This is a genomic window from Telluria sp. PB2R4 (assembly GCF_059685695.1).
Genome location: NZ_JCASIC010000005.1, coordinates 334,818 through 351,887, shown reverse-complemented (window position 1 = coordinate 351,887; position 17,070 = coordinate 334,818). Strand labels below are relative to the sequence as shown.

The 17,070-nt window shown below is 66.2% G+C and carries 14 protein-coding genes and 1 pseudogene; 7 read left to right on the top strand and 8 right to left on the bottom strand.

Going from position 1 to position 17,070, the window contains the following annotated elements; translation table 11 throughout:
- Window positions 1–165: pseudogene (locus tag AC56LU_RS11550) on the bottom strand (IS1595 family transposase); the annotation flags it as partial.
- 550 nt (window positions 166–715) lie between these two features.
- On the opposite strand from AC56LU_RS11550, the gene AC56LU_RS11545 reads away from it, so the two are divergent.
- Window positions 716–1,261, top strand: a complete 546-nt coding sequence (locus AC56LU_RS11545) for an FxDxF family PEP-CTERM protein (RefSeq protein WP_497175741.1) — start codon at window positions 716–718, stop codon at window positions 1,259–1,261.
- A 240-nt stretch (window positions 1,262–1,501) separates the two neighbouring features.
- Here AC56LU_RS11545 and AC56LU_RS11540 read toward each other — a convergent pair whose 3' ends face one another.
- The 3 genes from AC56LU_RS11540 to AC56LU_RS11530 are packed head-to-tail and all read right to left on the bottom strand — an operon-like array spanning window position 1,502 to window position 4,467.
- Window positions 1,502–3,397: a sensor histidine kinase, YfiR-like protein-associated gene (locus AC56LU_RS11540; protein ID WP_497175740.1), complete on the bottom strand. Its 1,896-nt coding sequence runs from the start codon at window positions 3,395–3,397 to the stop codon at window positions 1,502–1,504.
- A complete protein-coding gene (locus tag AC56LU_RS11535) occupies window positions 3,394–4,026 on the bottom strand; it encodes a TOL_0243 family YfiR-like periplasmic protein (protein WP_497175739.1) in 633 nt (210 codons plus the stop codon). Before AC56LU_RS11535 ends, AC56LU_RS11540 begins: the two co-directional genes overlap by 4 nt.
- Window positions 4,027–4,041: 15 nt before the next feature.
- Window positions 4,042–4,467: a hypothetical protein gene (locus tag AC56LU_RS11530; RefSeq protein WP_497175738.1), complete on the bottom strand. Its 426-nt coding sequence runs from the start codon at window positions 4,465–4,467 to the stop codon at window positions 4,042–4,044.
- Window positions 4,468–4,794: 327 nt separating this feature from the next.
- Here AC56LU_RS11530 and AC56LU_RS11525 point away from each other — a divergent pair, with 327 nt between their 5' ends.
- From AC56LU_RS11525 to AC56LU_RS11510, 4 genes are all read left to right on the top strand, one after another.
- Window positions 4,795–5,637 carry a response regulator gene (locus AC56LU_RS11525; RefSeq protein ID WP_497175737.1) on the top strand — a complete coding sequence of 281 codons (843 nt, stop codon included), beginning with the start codon at window positions 4,795–4,797 and terminating at the stop codon, window positions 5,635–5,637.
- A gap of 96 nt (window positions 5,638–5,733) precedes the next feature.
- Window positions 5,734–6,831 (top strand): uroporphyrinogen decarboxylase/cobalamine-independent methonine synthase family protein, encoded by a 1,098-nt coding sequence (locus AC56LU_RS11520; RefSeq protein ID WP_497175736.1) that lies wholly within the window; start codon window positions 5,734–5,736, stop codon window positions 6,829–6,831.
- Entirely contained in the window at window positions 6,828–9,875 is a 3,048-nt protein-coding gene (locus AC56LU_RS11515) for a hybrid sensor histidine kinase/response regulator (RefSeq protein WP_497175735.1), read from the top strand. Before AC56LU_RS11520 ends, AC56LU_RS11515 begins: the two co-directional genes overlap by 4 nt.
- A 174-nt stretch (window positions 9,876–10,049) precedes the next feature.
- A complete protein-coding gene (locus AC56LU_RS11510; protein ID WP_497175734.1) occupies window positions 10,050–11,042 on the top strand; it encodes a response regulator in 993 nt (330 codons plus the stop codon).
- A gap of 135 nt (window positions 11,043–11,177) precedes the next feature.
- Here AC56LU_RS11510 and AC56LU_RS11505 read toward each other — a convergent pair whose 3' ends face one another.
- Window positions 11,178–11,627: a hypothetical protein gene (locus AC56LU_RS11505; protein WP_497175733.1), complete on the bottom strand. Its 450-nt coding sequence runs from the start codon at window positions 11,625–11,627 to the stop codon at window positions 11,178–11,180.
- A 258-nt stretch (window positions 11,628–11,885) separates the two neighbouring features.
- Here AC56LU_RS11505 and AC56LU_RS11500 point away from each other — a divergent pair, with 258 nt between their 5' ends.
- Window positions 11,886–13,508, top strand: a complete 1,623-nt coding sequence (locus AC56LU_RS11500) for an ATP-binding response regulator (RefSeq protein WP_497175732.1) — start codon at window positions 11,886–11,888, stop codon at window positions 13,506–13,508.
- Between the two features lie 36 nt (window positions 13,509–13,544).
- Here the strand turns inward: AC56LU_RS11500 and AC56LU_RS11495 are convergent, their stop codons facing one another.
- Entirely contained in the window at window positions 13,545–14,000 is a 456-nt protein-coding gene (locus AC56LU_RS11495; RefSeq protein ID WP_497175731.1) for a hemerythrin domain-containing protein, read from the bottom strand.
- 197 nt (window positions 14,001–14,197) lie between these two features.
- Here AC56LU_RS11495 and AC56LU_RS11490 point away from each other — a divergent pair, with 197 nt between their 5' ends.
- Complete coding sequence (locus tag AC56LU_RS11490) at window positions 14,198–14,944, top strand: sensor histidine kinase (protein WP_497175730.1); 747 nt, start codon at window positions 14,198–14,200, stop codon at window positions 14,942–14,944.
- A gap of 146 nt (window positions 14,945–15,090) precedes the next feature.
- Here AC56LU_RS11490 and AC56LU_RS11485 read toward each other — a convergent pair whose 3' ends face one another.
- Window positions 15,091–16,404, bottom strand: coding sequence for an NAD(P)/FAD-dependent oxidoreductase (locus AC56LU_RS11485; protein ID WP_497175729.1), 1,314 nt, complete (start codon window positions 16,402–16,404; stop codon window positions 15,091–15,093).
- A 66-nt stretch (window positions 16,405–16,470) separates the two neighbouring features.
- Window positions 16,471–17,010 carry a DUF3592 domain-containing protein gene (locus tag AC56LU_RS11480; protein WP_497175728.1) on the bottom strand — a complete coding sequence of 180 codons (540 nt, stop codon included), beginning with the start codon at window positions 17,008–17,010 and terminating at the stop codon, window positions 16,471–16,473.
- Window positions 17,011–17,070: the final 60 nt, after the last annotated feature.

Here is a 17,070-nt window from a genome sequence, read left to right as displayed (position 1 = left end):
AGTGCAACGCGGGCAGCGGCGCGCCACTGCGCCGATTTGCCCGATGAGCGCGATTACCTGGTCGAGACCGGCGGCCGGATGCAGGGCGGCCAGCGTTTGCAGGCGCTGCGGCTGGTTCAGCGCAGGCAGTCGTGCGAACCATTTCTTGAAACTGGGTGCTTTCATGGCCGGCTCCCGTCGATGCAGACGGGTGTTCGACCGCCAAGGAGCTCAGGAGTTCAATCCTCATCCATAGCTGAAGGTGACAGCGCTTTTCTCTTTTTCGCTTCCTTCCCTCTTCTTTTCCGATTTCGATAGGCGCATTCTCCGTGCCGGCTCGCCCACGCGCGCGCGCAGCGTCGCCACATTGCTGGGACAACCCAGCGAAATCAAGCTAAATCTCGCTAACTTCTACGCTTCATTCATTAAACCGGGCTGAAATGCCGGGGCCCTAGCGCCGGAGAGCCCCTCCTCTCTTTGTAGGACTGCACTGACCAATTTTCAGCAACTCGATCAAAATTTTCTACTCATCAACCCATATCAACCAGGTTCTCCTATGAACAAACGCTTAAAAGTATATCTCCTCGGAAAACTGTTGATTCTTGGAACACATGGAGCGAGTTGAAGGTTCAATCACACTTCCGCGTGCTTTTCTATGTCGTTTTGATAGCATGAAGTTCCCCGATACTTGAAACCCAGGCTGCAGGACGCGGCTGATTCTAAAGCGAGGAAAGAAATGAAAAAATCTCTGATTGCTGCAATTGTGTTGGCTTCCGCATCGTTCGGTTCGTCGGCTGTCATGGCCCAGGACGTGATTGGCGACTCCCCACAGGAGCTGAACCTGATCGACAACAGCGCCTTCTTTGGCGACACCTTTGAAGCCGACAACGAAGGTAATACCTTCGCTGACCAGTTCACCTTCTCGGTCGAAGGTGACATGGGCATGAACCTGGATGCGATCATCTCGTCGATCAGCCGTAGCGCCGACGTCGGCCTGGACATCACCGGTCTGGCCCTGTATGGCGAAGACGACACCCTGATCACCAATGGCACCATGCTGCAGAGCGGCGAAATGGATGTCTGGAGCATCTCGAGCGACAACCTGATGGCTGGTAACTACTACCTGCAGGTCAGCGGCAACCTGGTGTCGGATGCCGGCGCCTCGTTCGGTGGTGCAGTCATGCTGGCTCCGGTGCCGGAACCAGAAACCTACGGCATGATGCTGGGCGGCCTCGGCGTCCTCGGCTTCCTGGCACGCCGCCGCAAGGCCAAGCAAGCCTGATAGCCCGGCGAACCGGTATCGACGGAAGCGCGCAGGCGCTTCCGTTTTTTTACGCCCATCGCTTTTGCGTTCGCCGGTCAGTAGGGTGGGCGGGGTGATGGTTAACGGAATGTCCGTCCAGAACGTGCTGGCGATGGTTGAACGCGTGGGCGGGAGACCCGCCCACGCTACAAGAGCTCCCAAATATCGTTTAACTGGCCGGCATCAACTGCATGGCAGTGGGTTTTCTTCGTTTACCGGTCAGGTGCGCAGCTTCTTGATGATGCTGCGATTCCCCAGGATCTCTTCGATCTGCTCGAAGCGCACCGGCTTGACCATGTGGTGGTCGAAGCCGGCCTCGAAGGCGAGCTGGCGGTCCTTTTCCTGGCCCCAGCCGGTCACGGCGATCAGCACCGTGATCGGCCCGCAGGCCAGCTTGCGGATGCCGCGCGCCAGGTCGTAACCCGACATGTGCGGCAGGCCGATGTCGAGGAAGGCATAGTCCGGGCAGAAGCGCGCCGCGGCCGCCAGGGCATCCGGCCCGTTGTGGGTGATCACCACGCTGTGGCCCATGGCCGTGAGCAGCGCGCCGATGCTGTTGACGAAGTCGACGTTGTCGTCGGCCAGCAGGATGCGGTAGGTCTCGGTGCTGATGAACGCGGCCGGGGTGGGCTTGGCGATCGGCTCGGGATCGACCACGATCGGCAGGCGCACCACGAAGCGGCTGCCGTGGCCGAGGCCTTCGGACCTGGCCTCGATGGTCCCGCCGTGCAGTTCCACCAGCTTGCGCGCCAGCGACAGGCCGACGCCCAGGCCGGCATTGCTGCGCTCGAGCGTCGAATCGACCTGCACGAACATGTCGAATACGGTGTCCAGCATGTCGGGGGCCAGGCCGATGCCGGTGTCGGCCACTTCCACCACCAGGGTACGGTCTTCGACACCGGCTTTCAGGCAGACCCGCCCGCCGCGGTTGGTGTACTTGGCGGCGTTGTTCAGCAGGTTCGACAGCACCTGGGCCAGGCGCGTGGCGTCGCCATGCAGGAACACCGGGCGGTCCGGCAGGTCGATCACCAGTTCGTGGCCGTGCAGTTCTATATAGGAGCGCACCACCTCGAGGGCATCGTTGACCACGGCCTTGAGCTCGACCCGTCCCATCTTGATGGTGAACTTGCCGGTATTGATGCGCGAGACGTCCAGCAGGTCGTCGACCAGGCGCACCATCTGGCGCAGCTGGCGCTCCATGATGTCGGTGGCGCGCTGGGTGGCCTGGGCGTCGCCGCTGCGGATACGCAGGATGTCCAGGCCGGTGCGGATCGGCGCCAGCGGATTGCGCAGCTCGTGCGCCAGGGTCGCGAGAAACTCGTCCTTCCTGCGGTCGGCCACCTTCAGGGCCTGCTCGGCGCGCTCGCGCACCGTCATCTCGTGTTCAAGCGTGCGGTTGGCGGCCTGCAGCGCGTCGGAGCGGCGTCCGATTTCGGCCAGCATGTCGTTGAAGGCCTCGACCAGCACCCCGATCTCGCCCTTCTCGTCGCCCGGCACGCGCAGCGAGAAGTCGCGCCGCAGCATCACCTGGCGCGCCACGTTGGTCACCGCCTGCAGCGGCCGGGTGATCGAGGCCTGCAGGCGCGACGCCACCAGCGCCGCGATGACGAGCGCGGCCAGCATCACCCCGCCGAGGATGGCGCCGTAGCTGAGCACGCGGTCCAGCAGCCCGAAGCGCGAGCGCAGGTACACGGTGCCGAGCGGTTCGCCGTTCTCGACGATCGGACGGAACACCACCAGCTCGCCGCGCTCGATGCGGTGGCCTGCCGCCTCCGGACGCGCCGGGAACGCGCCCTCGACGCCCGCCTTGGCATAGGTGGCGAAGCGCTGCCCGCTATTGGTATAGATGGCGCCGGCCACGATCTGCGGGCGCACCTGCAGCACCGCGAGGCTGCGGGTGGCGGCGACGGCGTCGTTGAACGAGACCGCCGGCGCGGCGACATTGGCGACGATGTCGGCCTGGGTGCTCAGGTCGTCCACCCAGACCTGCTGGAAGGAGCGCGCGTCGACCGCAATCATGGCGATGGCGGCGGTAAGCAGTGCGACGATCGTGGTCGCCACCGCCATCAGGATCAGTTTGCTGCGGACCGAAGCGGTATCGGGCAAGCCCATCATGCACCTCCCTTCTGCACCCGGTTCGCCACCGTCAACAGGCGCGAACTGAGCTTGACGTTCTTTCTTTCAGCGGCATCCAGCGACACGTCGAAGCGCACGCGCTCGTCGACGATGCGGAAGTTGATGACGCTGCCATAGCGCAGGCCGCCCTCGCATTCGGTCACGGTGAGCCAGGCGCCGGGCGCGGCGCGCAGCACACGGCCGGCCCGTTCGGCATCGCTGCCCGCCACGAACAGCAGGTGCACTGCCGGCGGGCCCTCGTGCTCCGCGACGCGCCGCACCGCGATCGGGCGCCCGGCGACCGCGCGGCCGGCGGCGATGCGCGCCAGCTCGGCCGCCATGTCCTCGGAACCGATCACGGCGATCGTCAGCGGAGCGGCCGGGTCGGCAAAGGCATGGGCTGGAAATTCGGCATAGCCGAGGAATTTGTACAGGAAAGCCGCCTTGACGCGGCGCTCGAGCGTCTGGGGATGGGCCGCAGGGCCGCCGGCCCCTGACGCCTCGGCATACCGGTCGGCCCGCGCGCGCGGCGCCGTTCCCAGCGCCGCAATCAAGGCCAGCGGCAGCGGCAGCGCCAGCATGTGCCAGGCCAGACGGCGCCGCGTTCGGTCAGGGAGGGTTGTGTTCATTCTTGTCATGGGCCTTCAGAAACGCAGCGTTGCGCTGGCGAACACATGCCGTTCGGCCAGTTGGCGCAAGCCCGTCTCCCCGAACTCGGGGTGACGGACGTGCAAGGGATGACGGCCGGTCAGGGCCAGTCCGAGGTCGGGGCGCGCCTGCCACGCACCCCCGGCGTCCAGCGCATGATAGCCTGGCACGGCCAACTGCGGCAGCCGCGCGACGCGCAGCATCTTGGCGGCCATGCCGGCGCCAAGCGCGTGCCAGCCCGGCATCGCCTGCCAGTTGCCCCAGCGCCCCTCCCGGAAGACACCGGAACACAGCAGTGAATAGACCTTGCGGCCATCGATCAGCGCCTGTGTCTGCGCAGCATGGGCGGCAGCCTGCCCGCAGCCCGCGTGCAGCGAAAACTGTGCCGCACAAGCGCAGGCTAGCTGGGAAACTCTTGACATAGTTGCCATCGTAGAACATTTTCTCCGACGCACCAAGAGCGCACGATTCATCGCGCAGCGGCGTAGCAGGAAAGCCACGGTCGATTGACAAACGCGCTTTTGCGGTTCACTCATCAATAAAATTGATGATAGTCATTTGAAATATAAATTGGACGCATTTGCGGCAATGCAGCATCATCCTTCCTGTCTCCTCTATCTCCTCCAAGGAAATAGATTCAGCCCGCTTCCTGGAAGCGGGCTTTTTTTTGCCCGTACGGATCGCCACGACAGCACGGCGGCTTTGGTGTAGGATGACCGCCACGTTTTCGTTAATACAACTTTTTTCCCATGCCTGAACACGATCCGCGCATCGCCGCACGCAGTTCGACCTCGTTTGACTGGTCCGCATCCAAACTCGGCGAGCCCCCCACCTGGCCCCTGGCGTTGCGCGTGGCCGCCGACCTGCTGCTGAATTCCCCGCTGCCGGGACTACTCGTATGGGGCCGCGAAACGATCCTGGTCTTCAATGAGGCCTACGCCGTGCTTGCCGGCCTGGGCTGCGGGCGGGTGCCGGGCGGCTCGGTGCCCTCGGTGCTGCCGCCGCCCCTGTCGGCCGCCAGCAGTGCACTGGAGCGCGCCTGGAACGGCGAGCCGGGCCTGGTGGACGGCACGCTGCTGAGCTTCCGCCACGCAAACGGCCCACTCGAGCACCGCTGCGACCTGCGCCTGACGCCGGTGCCCGATGGCAGCGGCGGCGTCGCCGGCGTCCACGTGCTGCTGGCGCCACCGGCAGCGGCGCCAATCACCGAAGCGGAGCCCGAGGATGCCGGCCTGCGCATCCTGGTAGTCGAGGACAACCTCGATTCCCAGTACCTGGTGTGCGAGATGCTCAAGGCCTTCGGCCACGAAGCCGACGGCGTGGCGCATCCGGACGACGCGCTCGCACTGCTGGCAAAGGAGCGCTACCACGTGCTGTTCTCGGACGTCAGCCTGCCCGGCATGTCGGGCGTCGACCTGGCCCGCCGCGCGTTGCAGGACCATCCGGCAATGAAGGTGATCTTCGCCTCCGGCTACGGCGACTCGCTGCTGCGCCATCTCGAGTTCCCCTACCTGTCGCTCCAGAAGCCATACGAGCTCGACCAGCTCCAGGACGCCCTGGCAAAAGTGGCGCGCCAGCCGTCCGCCCGGTGAGCCTGGTTCCGGCGTGCCCAGCGGGCTCCGGCTGGGCTACAATGGGCCACCTTTGGTCCTGCCGGGCCATGCGCAGCCCATTCAATGCCAGCTCTGATGATTCCGACTGAACCGATCGGCAGCATTCCACGCCCGCCCGAGCTGATCGCCGCGATCCGCGGCGGCATCGCGGCGCGCGAGCTCGCGCCCCTGCTCGACGAAGCGGTGCGCGCGACCGTGGCCGCATTCGAGGCGACCGGAGCGCCGGTCATCAGCGACGGCGAACAGGGCAAGCTCGAGAATTTCTGGTGCTACCCGGTCCATGGCGCGGCCAACACCGCGCCGGACGGCTTCCGCATTCCCGTCGGCGGCAAGCGCGACAGCGGCTCGATCCACCGCATGCCGCGCCTGACCCACGGCCCGTTCCGCTACGGCTGCTATGCCGACCAGTACCTGCGCGCGGCGCGCCGCCACGCCACCCGGCCGGTCAAGCAGGCCATCATCTCGGCCTCCGCCCTGTCGCTGCTGTACCCGCCCGACGGCCTGGCGGACTACCCGCGCGAGCAATTCCTGGACGACCTGGTGCGAGAACACGAGACCGAGATCCGGCGCTGCCTCGAGGCCGGTGCGCACAAGGTGCAGATCGATTTCGCCGAAGGCCCGCTGGCCATGCAGCTCGACCCGAGCGGCGCGCTGCTGGCCAGCTTCGTCCACCTGAATAACATGGCCCTTGCCCGCTTCTCCGCCGCCGAACGCGCCCTGATCGGGCTGCACGTGTCGGCGGCGGGCCTCCGGGCTCCCGGGGGGCGGTCTCCGGCAACACCGGAGACCGCCGAGAGCCGCATCGACTATGCCGATCTGCTGCCGGCCCTGTTCGAAATCCGCGCCGGCAGTGTTTATATAGCGATGGCCGGCCAGCCCGATCCCGAGCGCGTGCTGCGCATCGCGCGCGACTATGCACGGCCGGACCAGCGCGTGTTCGTCGGCGTTACCGACCCGGCCAACCCGCAGGTCGAGAGCATCGAGGAGGTGCGCGACCGTGTGCTGATGGCGGCGCACTACCTCGACGCGCCGCGCCTGGGCACCACCGACGATGCCGGATTCGCTCCGTTCTTCGATGACGACAGCGTCAGCCGCGCCACCGCCTTCGCCAAGGTGCGCGCGCGGGTCGAAGGCACGCGCCTGGCCGCCGTACTGCTGGAGGGGGCCGCATGAGCGACGAGCGCGAACTCGAGATGATGCGTTCGGCCGCGCTGCGCAATGCCCAGAGCGTGCTGGCCGCGCGCCAGCGCGCCGAAGAGGAGCTGCAGAGCGCCCAGCAGGCGCTGCGACGCGCCAGCGAGCGCATGGAAAACATGTTGGAGAGCCTGTCCGACGGCTTCTGCGCGGTCGACCGCGACTGGCGCATCACCTATATCAACGGGCGCGCGCTCGACATGATCGCCCCGCTCGACAAGAGCCGTGCAGGCCTGGTCGGCAAGAACCTGTGGGACGAGTTCGAGGACCTGCACGGCACCTCGGTGGCCGAGGACTGCCGACGCGCCATGGAGCGGCGCGAAACGGTGGTGCGCGATTTCTATTACGGCCGCCTGCAGTGCTGGATCGAGATGCGCCTGCATCCCTCGCCCGACGGGCTGACCCTCTACTTCCAGGACATCACCCAGCGCAAGCTGGACCAGCAGGCCCTGGTCGAGAACAACAACCGCCTGCAGGTGGCGCTGGCGGCGGGCCGCCTGGGCGACTGGCGCTGGGATGCCGCGCTCGACCGCGTGATCCTCGGCCCGCGCTCGGCCGGCATCCTCGGACTGCCGGCCGACACCGCGCTGCGCTGGCCGCAGCTGCGCGCACGCCTGCACCCCGAGCACCGCATCCAGGTGCGGCGCGCCGTGCTCAAGGCCTTCAAGGCGCGCGCCGACCTGAACATCGAATGCCGCATCCAGCCCCACGCGGGCAGCGGCAGCGATGACGGCGGCAATGCCAATACAAGCCCGGCGCGCTGGGTGGCGCTGGTCGGGCGCCCCGACTACGCCGAGCGCAAAGGCCAGGAAACCCTGGTCGGGATGACCGGCGTGGTGCAGGACATCAGCGACCGCAAGAGTGCCGAAGACACGCTGCGCCAGAGCGAGGAACTGCTGCGCGCGCTGGCCAACACCATTCCGCAGCTGGCCTGGATGGCCGGCACCGACGGCGGCATCGTCTGGTTCAACGACCGCTGGTATGCCTACACCGGACGCACCCCGCAACAGAGCGTGGGCTGGGGCTGGCAGGACATGATCGACCCCGAGGCCCTGCCGGCGGTGATGGCGCGCTGGCGCGACACCATGCGCAGGGGCGAGCCCTTCGAAATGGAATTCCCGCTGCGCGGCGCCGACGGCAGCTTCCGCTGGTACCTGACCCGCGTGAGCGCGGTGCGCGACGCCGAGGGCCGCGTGGTGCGCTGGTTCGGCACGAATACCGACGTCGACCAGGTCAAGCGCGCCGAGCAGGCGTTACGCGACGAGTCGCACGTGCTCGAACTGCTCAACAATACCGGCAGCATCCTGGCCTCGACCCGCGACCTGCGCTCGCTGCTGCGCGCGACCACCGAGGCCGCCACCGGGGTGAGCGGCGCGCGTTTCGGCGCCTTCATCCACTATGGGCAGGAAGGCGATGGCACCCTGTTCTCGATGGTGACGCTCTCCAGCGGCACATCGAGCGGGTTCCAGAGCTTCGGCGAGCCGCGCGCCAGCGCGCTCTACCCGCCGGAGGCGCGTGCCGAGGGCCTGGTGCGCGTGGACGACGTCAGCCAGGACCCGCGCTACGCCGGCAGCGCACCGCAATTCGGCCTGCCCAGCGGCCACCCGGCCCTGCGCAGCTACATGGCGGTGCCGGTAGTGGCGCGCTCGGGCGAGCTGCTCGGCACCATGTTCTTCGGCCATCCGGAACCGGGCATCTTCACCGAGCGCAGCGAGCGCATCGTGCGCGGCATCGCCGCCCAGGCTGCGATCGCGGTCGACAACACCCGCCTGTACGAAGCCACCCGCCGCGCGGCGGAAGAGCGCAAGATCCTGCTCGAAAACGAGCGCACGGCGCGCGCCGAGGCCGAGCGCAGCAGCCAGATGAAGGACGAATTCCTGGCCACCCTGTCGCACGAGCTGCGCACGCCGCTGTCGGCCATCCTCGGCTGGTCGCAGGTGCTGCGGCGCGGCAGCCGCGACGGCGCCGACCTCCAGCGCGGCCTGCAGACCATCGAGCGCAATGCGCGCTCCCAGGCCCAGCTGATCGAGGACCTGCTCGACATGAGCCGCATCACGTCGGGCAAGGTCTTGCTCGACATGCAGGCGATCGCCCCCGCTTCCTTCATCGATGCCGCCATCGAAACCGTGCGTCCGGCCGCCGACGCCAAGCACATCGCCATCGAAAAGCACTACCTGGCGCCGGGCGCCCTCGTGGCTGGCGACACCGGCAGGCTGCAACAGGTAATCTGGAACCTGCTGTCGAATGCGATCAAGTTCACGCCGCGCGACGGCCTGGTAGCGGTCGAGGTAGGCGAGCGCGACACGGAGGGCGGCAAGGTGGTGGCGATCACGGTGCGCGACAATGGCGCCGGCATCCGCCCGGAATTCATCACCCACGTGTTCGAGCGTTTCCGACAGGAAGACGCGTCGATGACACGCCGCCACGGCGGCCTCGGGCTGGGCTTATCGATCGTCAAGCATCTGGTCGAGCAGCACGGCGGCACGGTGCATGCCGAGAGCCCCGGCGAAGGCCTGGGCGCCAGCTTCACGATCGAGCTGCCGCGCGCCGAGGCGCCGGCCGGCGGCGGCCGCGGCAACCGTGCAACGCCCGCCCCGTCGCCGGTCCCGGAATCACTGGAGAACACGGTGCGCGACCTGGCCGGCATGACGGTGCTGGTGGTGGACGATGCGCGCGACGGCCGTGAACTGATCGCGCGCATCCTCACCGACTGCCACGCCCGGGTACGGGTGGCCGCCAGCGCGCGCGAGGCCTTCGACGCCCTGCGCGCGGAGCGGCCGGACGTGCTGGTGAGCGACCTGGGCATGCCCGAGGTCGACGGGTTCGAGCTGATCGGCTGGGTACGGGCGTTGCCGCGCGACCAGGGCGGGCAGTTGCCGGCGATTGCCCTGACCGCCTTTGCCCGTCCGGAAGACCGGCTGAAGGCACTGGAAGCCGGTTTTTCGACCCATATTTCGAAACCGGTGGAGCCGGCGGAACTGATCGCGGCGCTCGCTTCCGTAGCCGGTCCGGCCCGTCGGTAGCAGCAAGAAACGACAGGCCCAGGACAAGGCTGTATAGTCCTTGTAGTTCCTACCGCGACACGCGGTGCTGTCCTACAAGAAATTTTGAGAGCTTTGCTAGACTATGAAGATATGGGAGATTTCCATTCCTAAAAGAAATGGAACATGGTACCGACCGCATAGAAGAGAACGAGCATGCCGAGCAGACAAGACATTTTGAACGCGAAGATCCTGGTGGTGGACGATTCGCCCGACAATATCGAACTGATGGAAGAGATATTGCGCGAGGAAGGCTACAGCTGCGTGAGTTCGACGATGCTGCCGGAGCAGGTATGCCCGTTGCACCGCGAGCACAACTACGACCTGATCCTGCTCGACCTGCAGATGCCGGGCCTGAACGGCTTCCAGGTCATGAAGGGCCTGAAGGAAATCGAACAGGGCGGCTATCTGCCGGTCCTGGCCCTGACCGCCCAGCCGAGCTTCAAGATCGCCGCGCTGGAAGCTGGCGCCCGCGACTTCATCAGCAAGCCGTTTGACCTGCTCGAGGTGCACAAGCGCATCCACAACATGCTGGAAGTGCGCCTGCTCTACAAGGAACTGGCGCAATATTCGCGCGCCCAGCAGGAACTGGCGCTGCACGACGCCCTCACCGGCCTGCCAAACCGCCGCCTGCTGGAAGACCGCATCGAGACCGCGCTCCAGCACGCCAATCGCAGCCATACCAAGGCCGCGATCATGTATCTCGACCTGGACGGCTTCAAGGCGATCAACGACACCTATGGCCACGCCTACGGCGATGACATCCTGAAGATGGTGTCGCAGCGCCTGCTGGCCGGCTCGCGCAAGGAAGACACCGTGGCGCGCCTCGGCGGCGACGAATTCATGGTGGTGCTGGGCGACATCCATTGCCTGGCCGACGCCCAGGGCCCCGCCGCCAAGCTGGTGGAGTCGATTTCCGAGCCCTACTTCATCAACGACCTCACCCTGCGCCTGTCGACCTCGATCGGCATCAGCATCTATCCGGACGACGCCGAATCGGTGGACGCCCTGATCAGCATTGCCGACTACGCGCTGTACGAAGCCAAGCGCGCCGGCAAGAACCGCTTCTGCTCGCCGGCGGCCAACCGCCAGTCCGGGGCCAAGGCGCCGGCGGCCGCGCCTGCGGTGGAGACCGCGGCGCATCGGTAACCGATCGCTGCGTCAGACCGTATGGTGGTCGGCTCACTGCCGACCACCCTACGAATAGCGTTCACCTCAAAAGCAAACAGGCCACAAGCAGCTCCCGCCGCCCATGACCCGTCGATTCAGTCAGAAACGCCCGTGTCAGCGATTCCCGCCTTGATCCTTCTGCAGATACCTGGAGCCGACCTCGGCCGAGCGCAGCATCTCCTCGGTGTGCGCTTCCATCGCCTGCGCACCCTGGTGGTCGCGGCTGGCGTCGACCTTGTCCGGCGCCACCTCGATGCGGGTGATGCTGGACTGGACCGACACCGGGTCGCTGGCCGGGAAGGTCATTTCGACGGCGTCGTCGAGCAGGCCTTCCTCGGCCTGCTCCTTGCTGGAGGCGCCTTCGCAGCCGGCCAGGGCCTTGATCGCCACTGCGTGGACGACGACCTGCAGGTTGGCCAGCTCGCCAATGGTGCGTACGCCGGCAGCGGCGAAGGCGCTGGCCTGTTGCTCGTTGACCCCGCACAGCGCGGTCAGCGGGGAATTGACGAGCTCAGCGAGCGATTTGCCGCGATAATCCTGATTTACGATTGCGTCGATATTCATTGTCTGTCCTTTCATGGTGGCAGCCCTGTCTTCCTGAATACGGTTGAACTGGACGCTTTTACTATCGCACATGGGCGCCGTTGCGTATGTGCGGCACCGTACATCGTCTCCGTGCGCACGATTGAGTTTTGCCTCACTGCACTGAAATTGCCCGTGATATCATTCTTTGTTATTACAGTGATTCTTTAACGCAACAATTTGTTTTGGTGCGCTCTTTCGTAAAGGCAAACCTTTTAACGAAAGGCCTGACGATCCATCGTGGCACAAACTGACAAACCCAAGATCCTGGTCGTCAATGACGACGCCGCCAGTCTCCTAGCACTGACGAGCCTGCTCGACCAGTGGGCGGATGAAAGCAATTACTCGGTGCATTCAGCCCGTTCGGGGCAGGAAGCGCTGCGCCAGGTGCTGCTCCACGATTTCGCGGTGATCCTGCTCGATGTGAACATGCCTGGCATGGACGGCTTCGAGACCGCCGAGGCGATCCACCAGCGTGCGCGTTCGGCCGACATCCCGATCATCTTCGTCACCGCCTTCCTGGCCGACGAGATCGACCGCCTGAAAGCCTACCAGCGCGGCGCCGCCGATTTCCTGTTCACCCCGGTGATTCCGCAGATCCTGCACGCCAAGGTGTCGGTGTTCGTGGCGCTGGCGATGAAGAACGAGCAGCTCAAGCGCCAGGCCGAGAAGCTGTCGCAGCGCACCACCGAGCTGACCGCGACCAACCGCCGCCTGGTGCGCGAGATGGAAGAACGCCGCGACGCCGAGCGCAAGAGCCACGCCAAGGACGAATTCCTCGCCATGCTGGGGCACGAGCTACGCAATCCGCTGTCGGCCATCAGCAGCGCCTCCTCGCTGATCGGCATGGTCGGCGCGAATGCCGAAACCGTGACCCGTGCCAAGCAGATCATCCAGCGCCAGAGCCAGCACCTGTCGCGCATCGTCGACGATCTGCTCGACCTGTCGCGCGCGATGTCCGGCAAGATCCTGCTGGCGCGCAAACCAACCGATTTGTCGAACCTGGTCTCCGGCTGCCTGGAAACCCTGCGCGCCACCGGCCGCACCGCCAGCTACCGCTTCAGCGTCGACCTGGCCCCGGGCTGGGTCGACGGCGATCCGACCCGCCTCGAACAGATCATCACCAACCTGCTGGACAACGCGCTCAAGTACACGCCGGCGGGCGGCAGTATCGACATCAACGTGGCCCAGGCCGGCGAAGAGATCGTGCTGACCGTGCGCGACAGCGGCGTCGGCATCCCGGAAGAACTGCTGCCGCACGTGTTCGACGTGTTCGTGCAAGGGGCGATTTCGATCGACCGCGCGCAGGGCGGCCTGGGCATCGGCCTGTCGCTGGTGCGGCGCCTGGTGGAGCTGCATGGCGGCAGCGTCAGCGCACAAAGCCAAGGCAGCGGCAACGGCAGCACGTTCATGATCCGCCTGCCGCACGCCGAACCGGTCGTTGCGGCCGCGCCCACGCAACAGTCGGACGGCGACAATACCGGCAAGCCGTCGGTGCTGCTAATCGAAGACAATGATGACGGGCGCGAGATGATGGCGACCATGCTGGCCGCCCACGGCTTCCCGGTGGCGACCGCCGCCGATGGCCTGCTGGGCGTGGCGGCGGCGCAGGCCGCCTGTCCGGCCGCGGCGCTGGTGGACATCGGCCTGCCCGGCATCGACGGCTACGAAGTGGCGCGCCGCCTGCGCTGCGACCCGGCCACGCGCGGCATCCGGCTGATCGCGCTGACCGGCTACGGACTGGCGGAAGACCACCGCCGTGTGATGGAAGCAGGCTTCGACCAGCACCTGGTGAAGCCGGTCAGCATGGAGCAGCTGATCGAAGCGCTGGCGCCGGCGGCGGTACAGGCCGACGCGGCGTAGGGAAGAAGCGGACCCGGCCTGTGTCGGGCCGCAGCTTTACTGCAGCTCGGCCGCCCGCGCCGCCATCTCCTGGCCCAGCGCCTTCAGGTCCAGCTTCAGTTCCTTCATCTTCGGGAACATTTCCTTCTCTTCTTCCTCGACGTGGTGGTCGACCAGTTCGCCCAGCACCTTCACCTTGGCGTCGTACAGGTCGTCACCCGGGTCCATCTCCTGGATCTGGGCGATCAGGTCCTTGGCCGACGCGTGCTCGACCACGGCTTCGTCGACCATGTCCTCGGTTTCCTCGGTTGCTTCGCGCACCGCCGGATACAGGATTTCCTCCTCGATCGTGGTGTGCATGATCAGCGCCTGGCAGATCTCGTCCGCGAGCTTCTTCTTGCTGACCTTGGCGCGGTCGGTCATGTTCTCGAATTTCTCGAACATGGCATGGACTTCGCGATGCTGCGCGGTGAGCAGCGTGATGGCATCCTGCGGCTTGTTTGCGGTCGTCATTGTATTACCCCCGTTCATTGATAGCATTTGTTAGTAGGGTGGCATCGCCACATCCCAAGCTTCGCCTGAAACCACCGACGCGACTGTACGGGAACGCACCCTGCCCCCCCGCCACGCACAGCGACACGGCGCCGGCATTGCGCGCCGCCATGACGCCGACTGTTGTATGATTTGGGAAACATTTAACCGAGCCTACGATGACCGAAACGGCACCTCCGCAGCCTACGCCAGGCGCTGTCGCACCCACAGCGCCCGGCGCGGACCGCACTGCTGAACTCAGCGAGATGCTGGGCTACCTCGCTGCCTGCTGGGACGAGGAACGCCGCCTGCTGGCGCGCCAGCTGCACGACAGCCTGGGCTCGTCGATGACGGCCCTGACCATGCACCTCGCCCTGCTGAGCCAGCACATCCCCGCCGACAACCAGGCGATGCGCGACCGCAGCGCGCAGATGAAGACGCTGCTTGCCAACATCATCGAAACCAACCGCAAGATGCAGCTCGAGCTGTGGAACGACAAGCTCGAGTTCCTCGGCCTGCGGGCCGCACTGGCCGAACTGGTCCCTGACTTTTCCGCCGCACATGGCATCCGGGCGCGCGCCAGCCTGCCCGAGGAAGACGCCACCTACACCCGCACCCAGGGCGTGGTGCTGCTGCGCTGCGTCGAGGAAGGCCTGCGCAACGTGGCCGCGCATGCGCGCGCCACCGAAGTCGAGGTGATCCTGGACGACGACGGCGAGCAGGTGATGCTGACCGTGCGCGACAACGGCAGCGGCCTGGCGCAGGATGCACATGGCGGCAAGCTGGTGGAATCGCCCTCCTGCCATGGCCTGCGCCTGCTGCGCGAACGGGCCCGCTTCCTGGGCGGGACGCTCGAACTCGGCGCCGGCGAGAATGGAGGCGCGGTGCTGCGCATGACGCTGCCGAAGCAGGCGCCGGGCGGCTGAAGAGGGGGGACGTCGGGTGGGCGGGGTAATTTCGGGCAATGCCCGGAATTACAAACGCCCACGCGTTCAAACTACGGTAAATCTGCCCGTGCGGCCAATAAAGCTGCAACTATCGCCGCGTGGGCGGGAGACCCGCCCACCCTACATTAGTGCAGCTTCACCAGCGGCGTCGCCCGCCGCACCAGGAAGCGCGCCAGCGCCAGCACCCCGGTACGCATGGTGCCCAGCACCGCGCGGTGGTGCATCAGGTGCAGGCTGGTGTACATCAGGCGCGCCATCGTGCCCTGCACGAACCAGCTGGCCCCGCGCAGGGAACCCATCAGGCTGCCCACGCTGGTGGAACGGCCCACCGACACCAGCGAACCGTAGTCGCGGTATTCGTAGGGGCGCGCCGGGGGTGCATGGCCCTTGCTCTTGCGCAGGAAGGTCGTGGCCAGGTAGTCGGCCTGCTGGTGCGCCGCCTGGGCGCGCGGCGGCACCGCATTGCCGTTGCCGTCCACGCAGGCGGCGCAGTCGCCCAGCGCATAGATGTCGGCGGCGCCTTTTACACGCAAGTGGGCATCCACCTCCACCTGCCCGCCTTTCGCGGTCGGCAGGCCGAGCGTCCCCAGGAGGTCGGGCGCCTTGATCCCGGCGGCCCACACGCACAGCTTGGCGGGATAGACGTTGCCGTTCTTGTCGACGACCCGGTCGCGGTCGATCTGCGTGACCCGGCAATCCGTCACCACGCGGATGCCGCGCTTGGCGAGCAGGTCGCTGGCCGCGTTCGAGACCTTTTCCGGCAGCGGCGCCAGCACCCGCGGCGCGCCCTCCAGGATGGTGATGCGCACGTCGCGCTTCACGTCGAGCTGGTCGAAACCATAGGTGACGTAGGCGCCGGAGGCCTCGCGCAGTTCGGCCGCCAGCTCGACGCCGGTGGCGCCGCCGCCGATGATGACCACATCCAGGCCCGTGCCCCGCCCTTGCCCACCCTGGTCTTCGATATCCTGTTCGGCCGCCAGCATCAGGCGCAGCATGCGCAGGCGGAAACGCTCGGCGTCCTCGGTGGCGTTCAGGGAAATGGTGTGTTCCTGCGCGCCGGGCACGCCGAAGTAATTCGAGGTGCTGCCGACCGCCAGCACCAGCGAGCCATATTCGAGGCTGCGCTGGGGCAGTACCTCGTCGTTGTCGGTGGCGGCGACGATCGCGCCCACCGTAATGGTTTTCGCGGCGGCGTCGAGCGCCGTCATCGGTCCGAACACGAAGTTGAAGCCATTGTCGTGCGCCAGCATCTGGTACGACAGGCCTTCCTGGTGGATGTCCAGGGTGCCGGCCGCCACCTCGTGCAGCGACGGCTTCCAGATGTGATACAGCCGGCTGTCCACCAGCGTCACCTTCGAGGGGCCCAGCTTGCGGCCCAGTTTGCAGGCCAGTTCCAGGCCGCCCGCCCCGCCACCCACGATCACGATTTCGCTACGCAAAGCAAGCTCCTTCATGTGCGCCCGTCCGGCAATGCCAGCACATGGGCATGTGGCAATCTTACTACGTTAGCGGAATGCCGGCTGATGAGTGGCGGCGCGTGCGGCGTCCTGCTCGCGCCGCTCTTTCCTGCCGGCCCGGACAGCGGAAATGCCGCCAAGGAGCCAGGTCAGCGCGAAAAGGCTCCCGAAGCCATCGATGACTTCCAGCGCAGGTGCAAGGTAGACGACCGCGCTGCCAGGGTCGCGCGGATCGACACGCACCGTGATGCGCGCGCCCGGCTGCATGCGTTCCAGCCGCGCAGCGATCACCTGCCGGTCGCGGTCGCAACCGGTGCCGGCGAAGAACGAGGACGAGACCCGTTTCGATTCGAGGATCCTGCCGCCGACCTGGTAACGGTAGCCGAGCTTGAGGCACCACAGCGTCGGCTTCGAAGTCTGATACGGCGCGCTGCGCACGATCTCGGCACGCGTCGTTGGCCACGAGCTTGCGGCGAACTTGCCGGCGACATGCCAGACCGTGAAGACGCCGATGGGTAACGCAAGCAGCAGGATCAGGGACCAGCCGAGCAGGATCGACATCTGGGGATCTGGAGGCGCTTCTTTCATGCCCGGACTGGTTGCAAGGAAATAAGCATCATATTGCATCCCCCTGATGCAGTGCGGGTT

Coding starts and splice junctions, on each gene's coding strand:
- AC56LU_RS11505 (WP_497175733.1), bottom strand. CDS start 11,627: ATGAATATCGACGCAATCGTAAATCAGGATTATCGCGGCAAATCGCTC.
- AC56LU_RS11495 (WP_497175731.1), bottom strand. CDS start 14,000: ATGACGACCGCAAACAAGCCGCAGGATGCCATCACGCTGCTCACCGCG.
- AC56LU_RS11515 (WP_497175735.1), top strand. CDS start 6,828: ATGAGCGACGAGCGCGAACTCGAGATGATGCGTTCGGCCGCGCTGCGC.
- AC56LU_RS11525 (WP_497175737.1), top strand. CDS start 4,795: ATGCCTGAACACGATCCGCGCATCGCCGCACGCAGTTCGACCTCGTTT.
- AC56LU_RS11480 (WP_497175728.1), bottom strand. CDS start 17,010: ATGAAAGAAGCGCCTCCAGATCCCCAGATGTCGATCCTGCTCGGCTGG.
- AC56LU_RS11540 (WP_497175740.1), bottom strand. CDS start 3,397: ATGATGGGCTTGCCCGATACCGCTTCGGTCCGCAGCAAACTGATCCTG.
- AC56LU_RS11545 (WP_497175741.1), top strand. CDS start 716: ATGAAAAAATCTCTGATTGCTGCAATTGTGTTGGCTTCCGCATCGTTC.
- AC56LU_RS11490 (WP_497175730.1), top strand. CDS start 14,198: ATGACCGAAACGGCACCTCCGCAGCCTACGCCAGGCGCTGTCGCACCC.
- AC56LU_RS11520 (WP_497175736.1), top strand. CDS start 5,734: ATGATTCCGACTGAACCGATCGGCAGCATTCCACGCCCGCCCGAGCTG.
- AC56LU_RS11510 (WP_497175734.1), top strand. CDS start 10,050: ATGCCGAGCAGACAAGACATTTTGAACGCGAAGATCCTGGTGGTGGAC.
- AC56LU_RS11530 (WP_497175738.1), bottom strand. CDS start 4,467: ATGTCAAGAGTTTCCCAGCTAGCCTGCGCTTGTGCGGCACAGTTTTCG.
- AC56LU_RS11535 (WP_497175739.1), bottom strand. CDS start 4,026: ATGAACACAACCCTCCCTGACCGAACGCGGCGCCGTCTGGCCTGGCAC.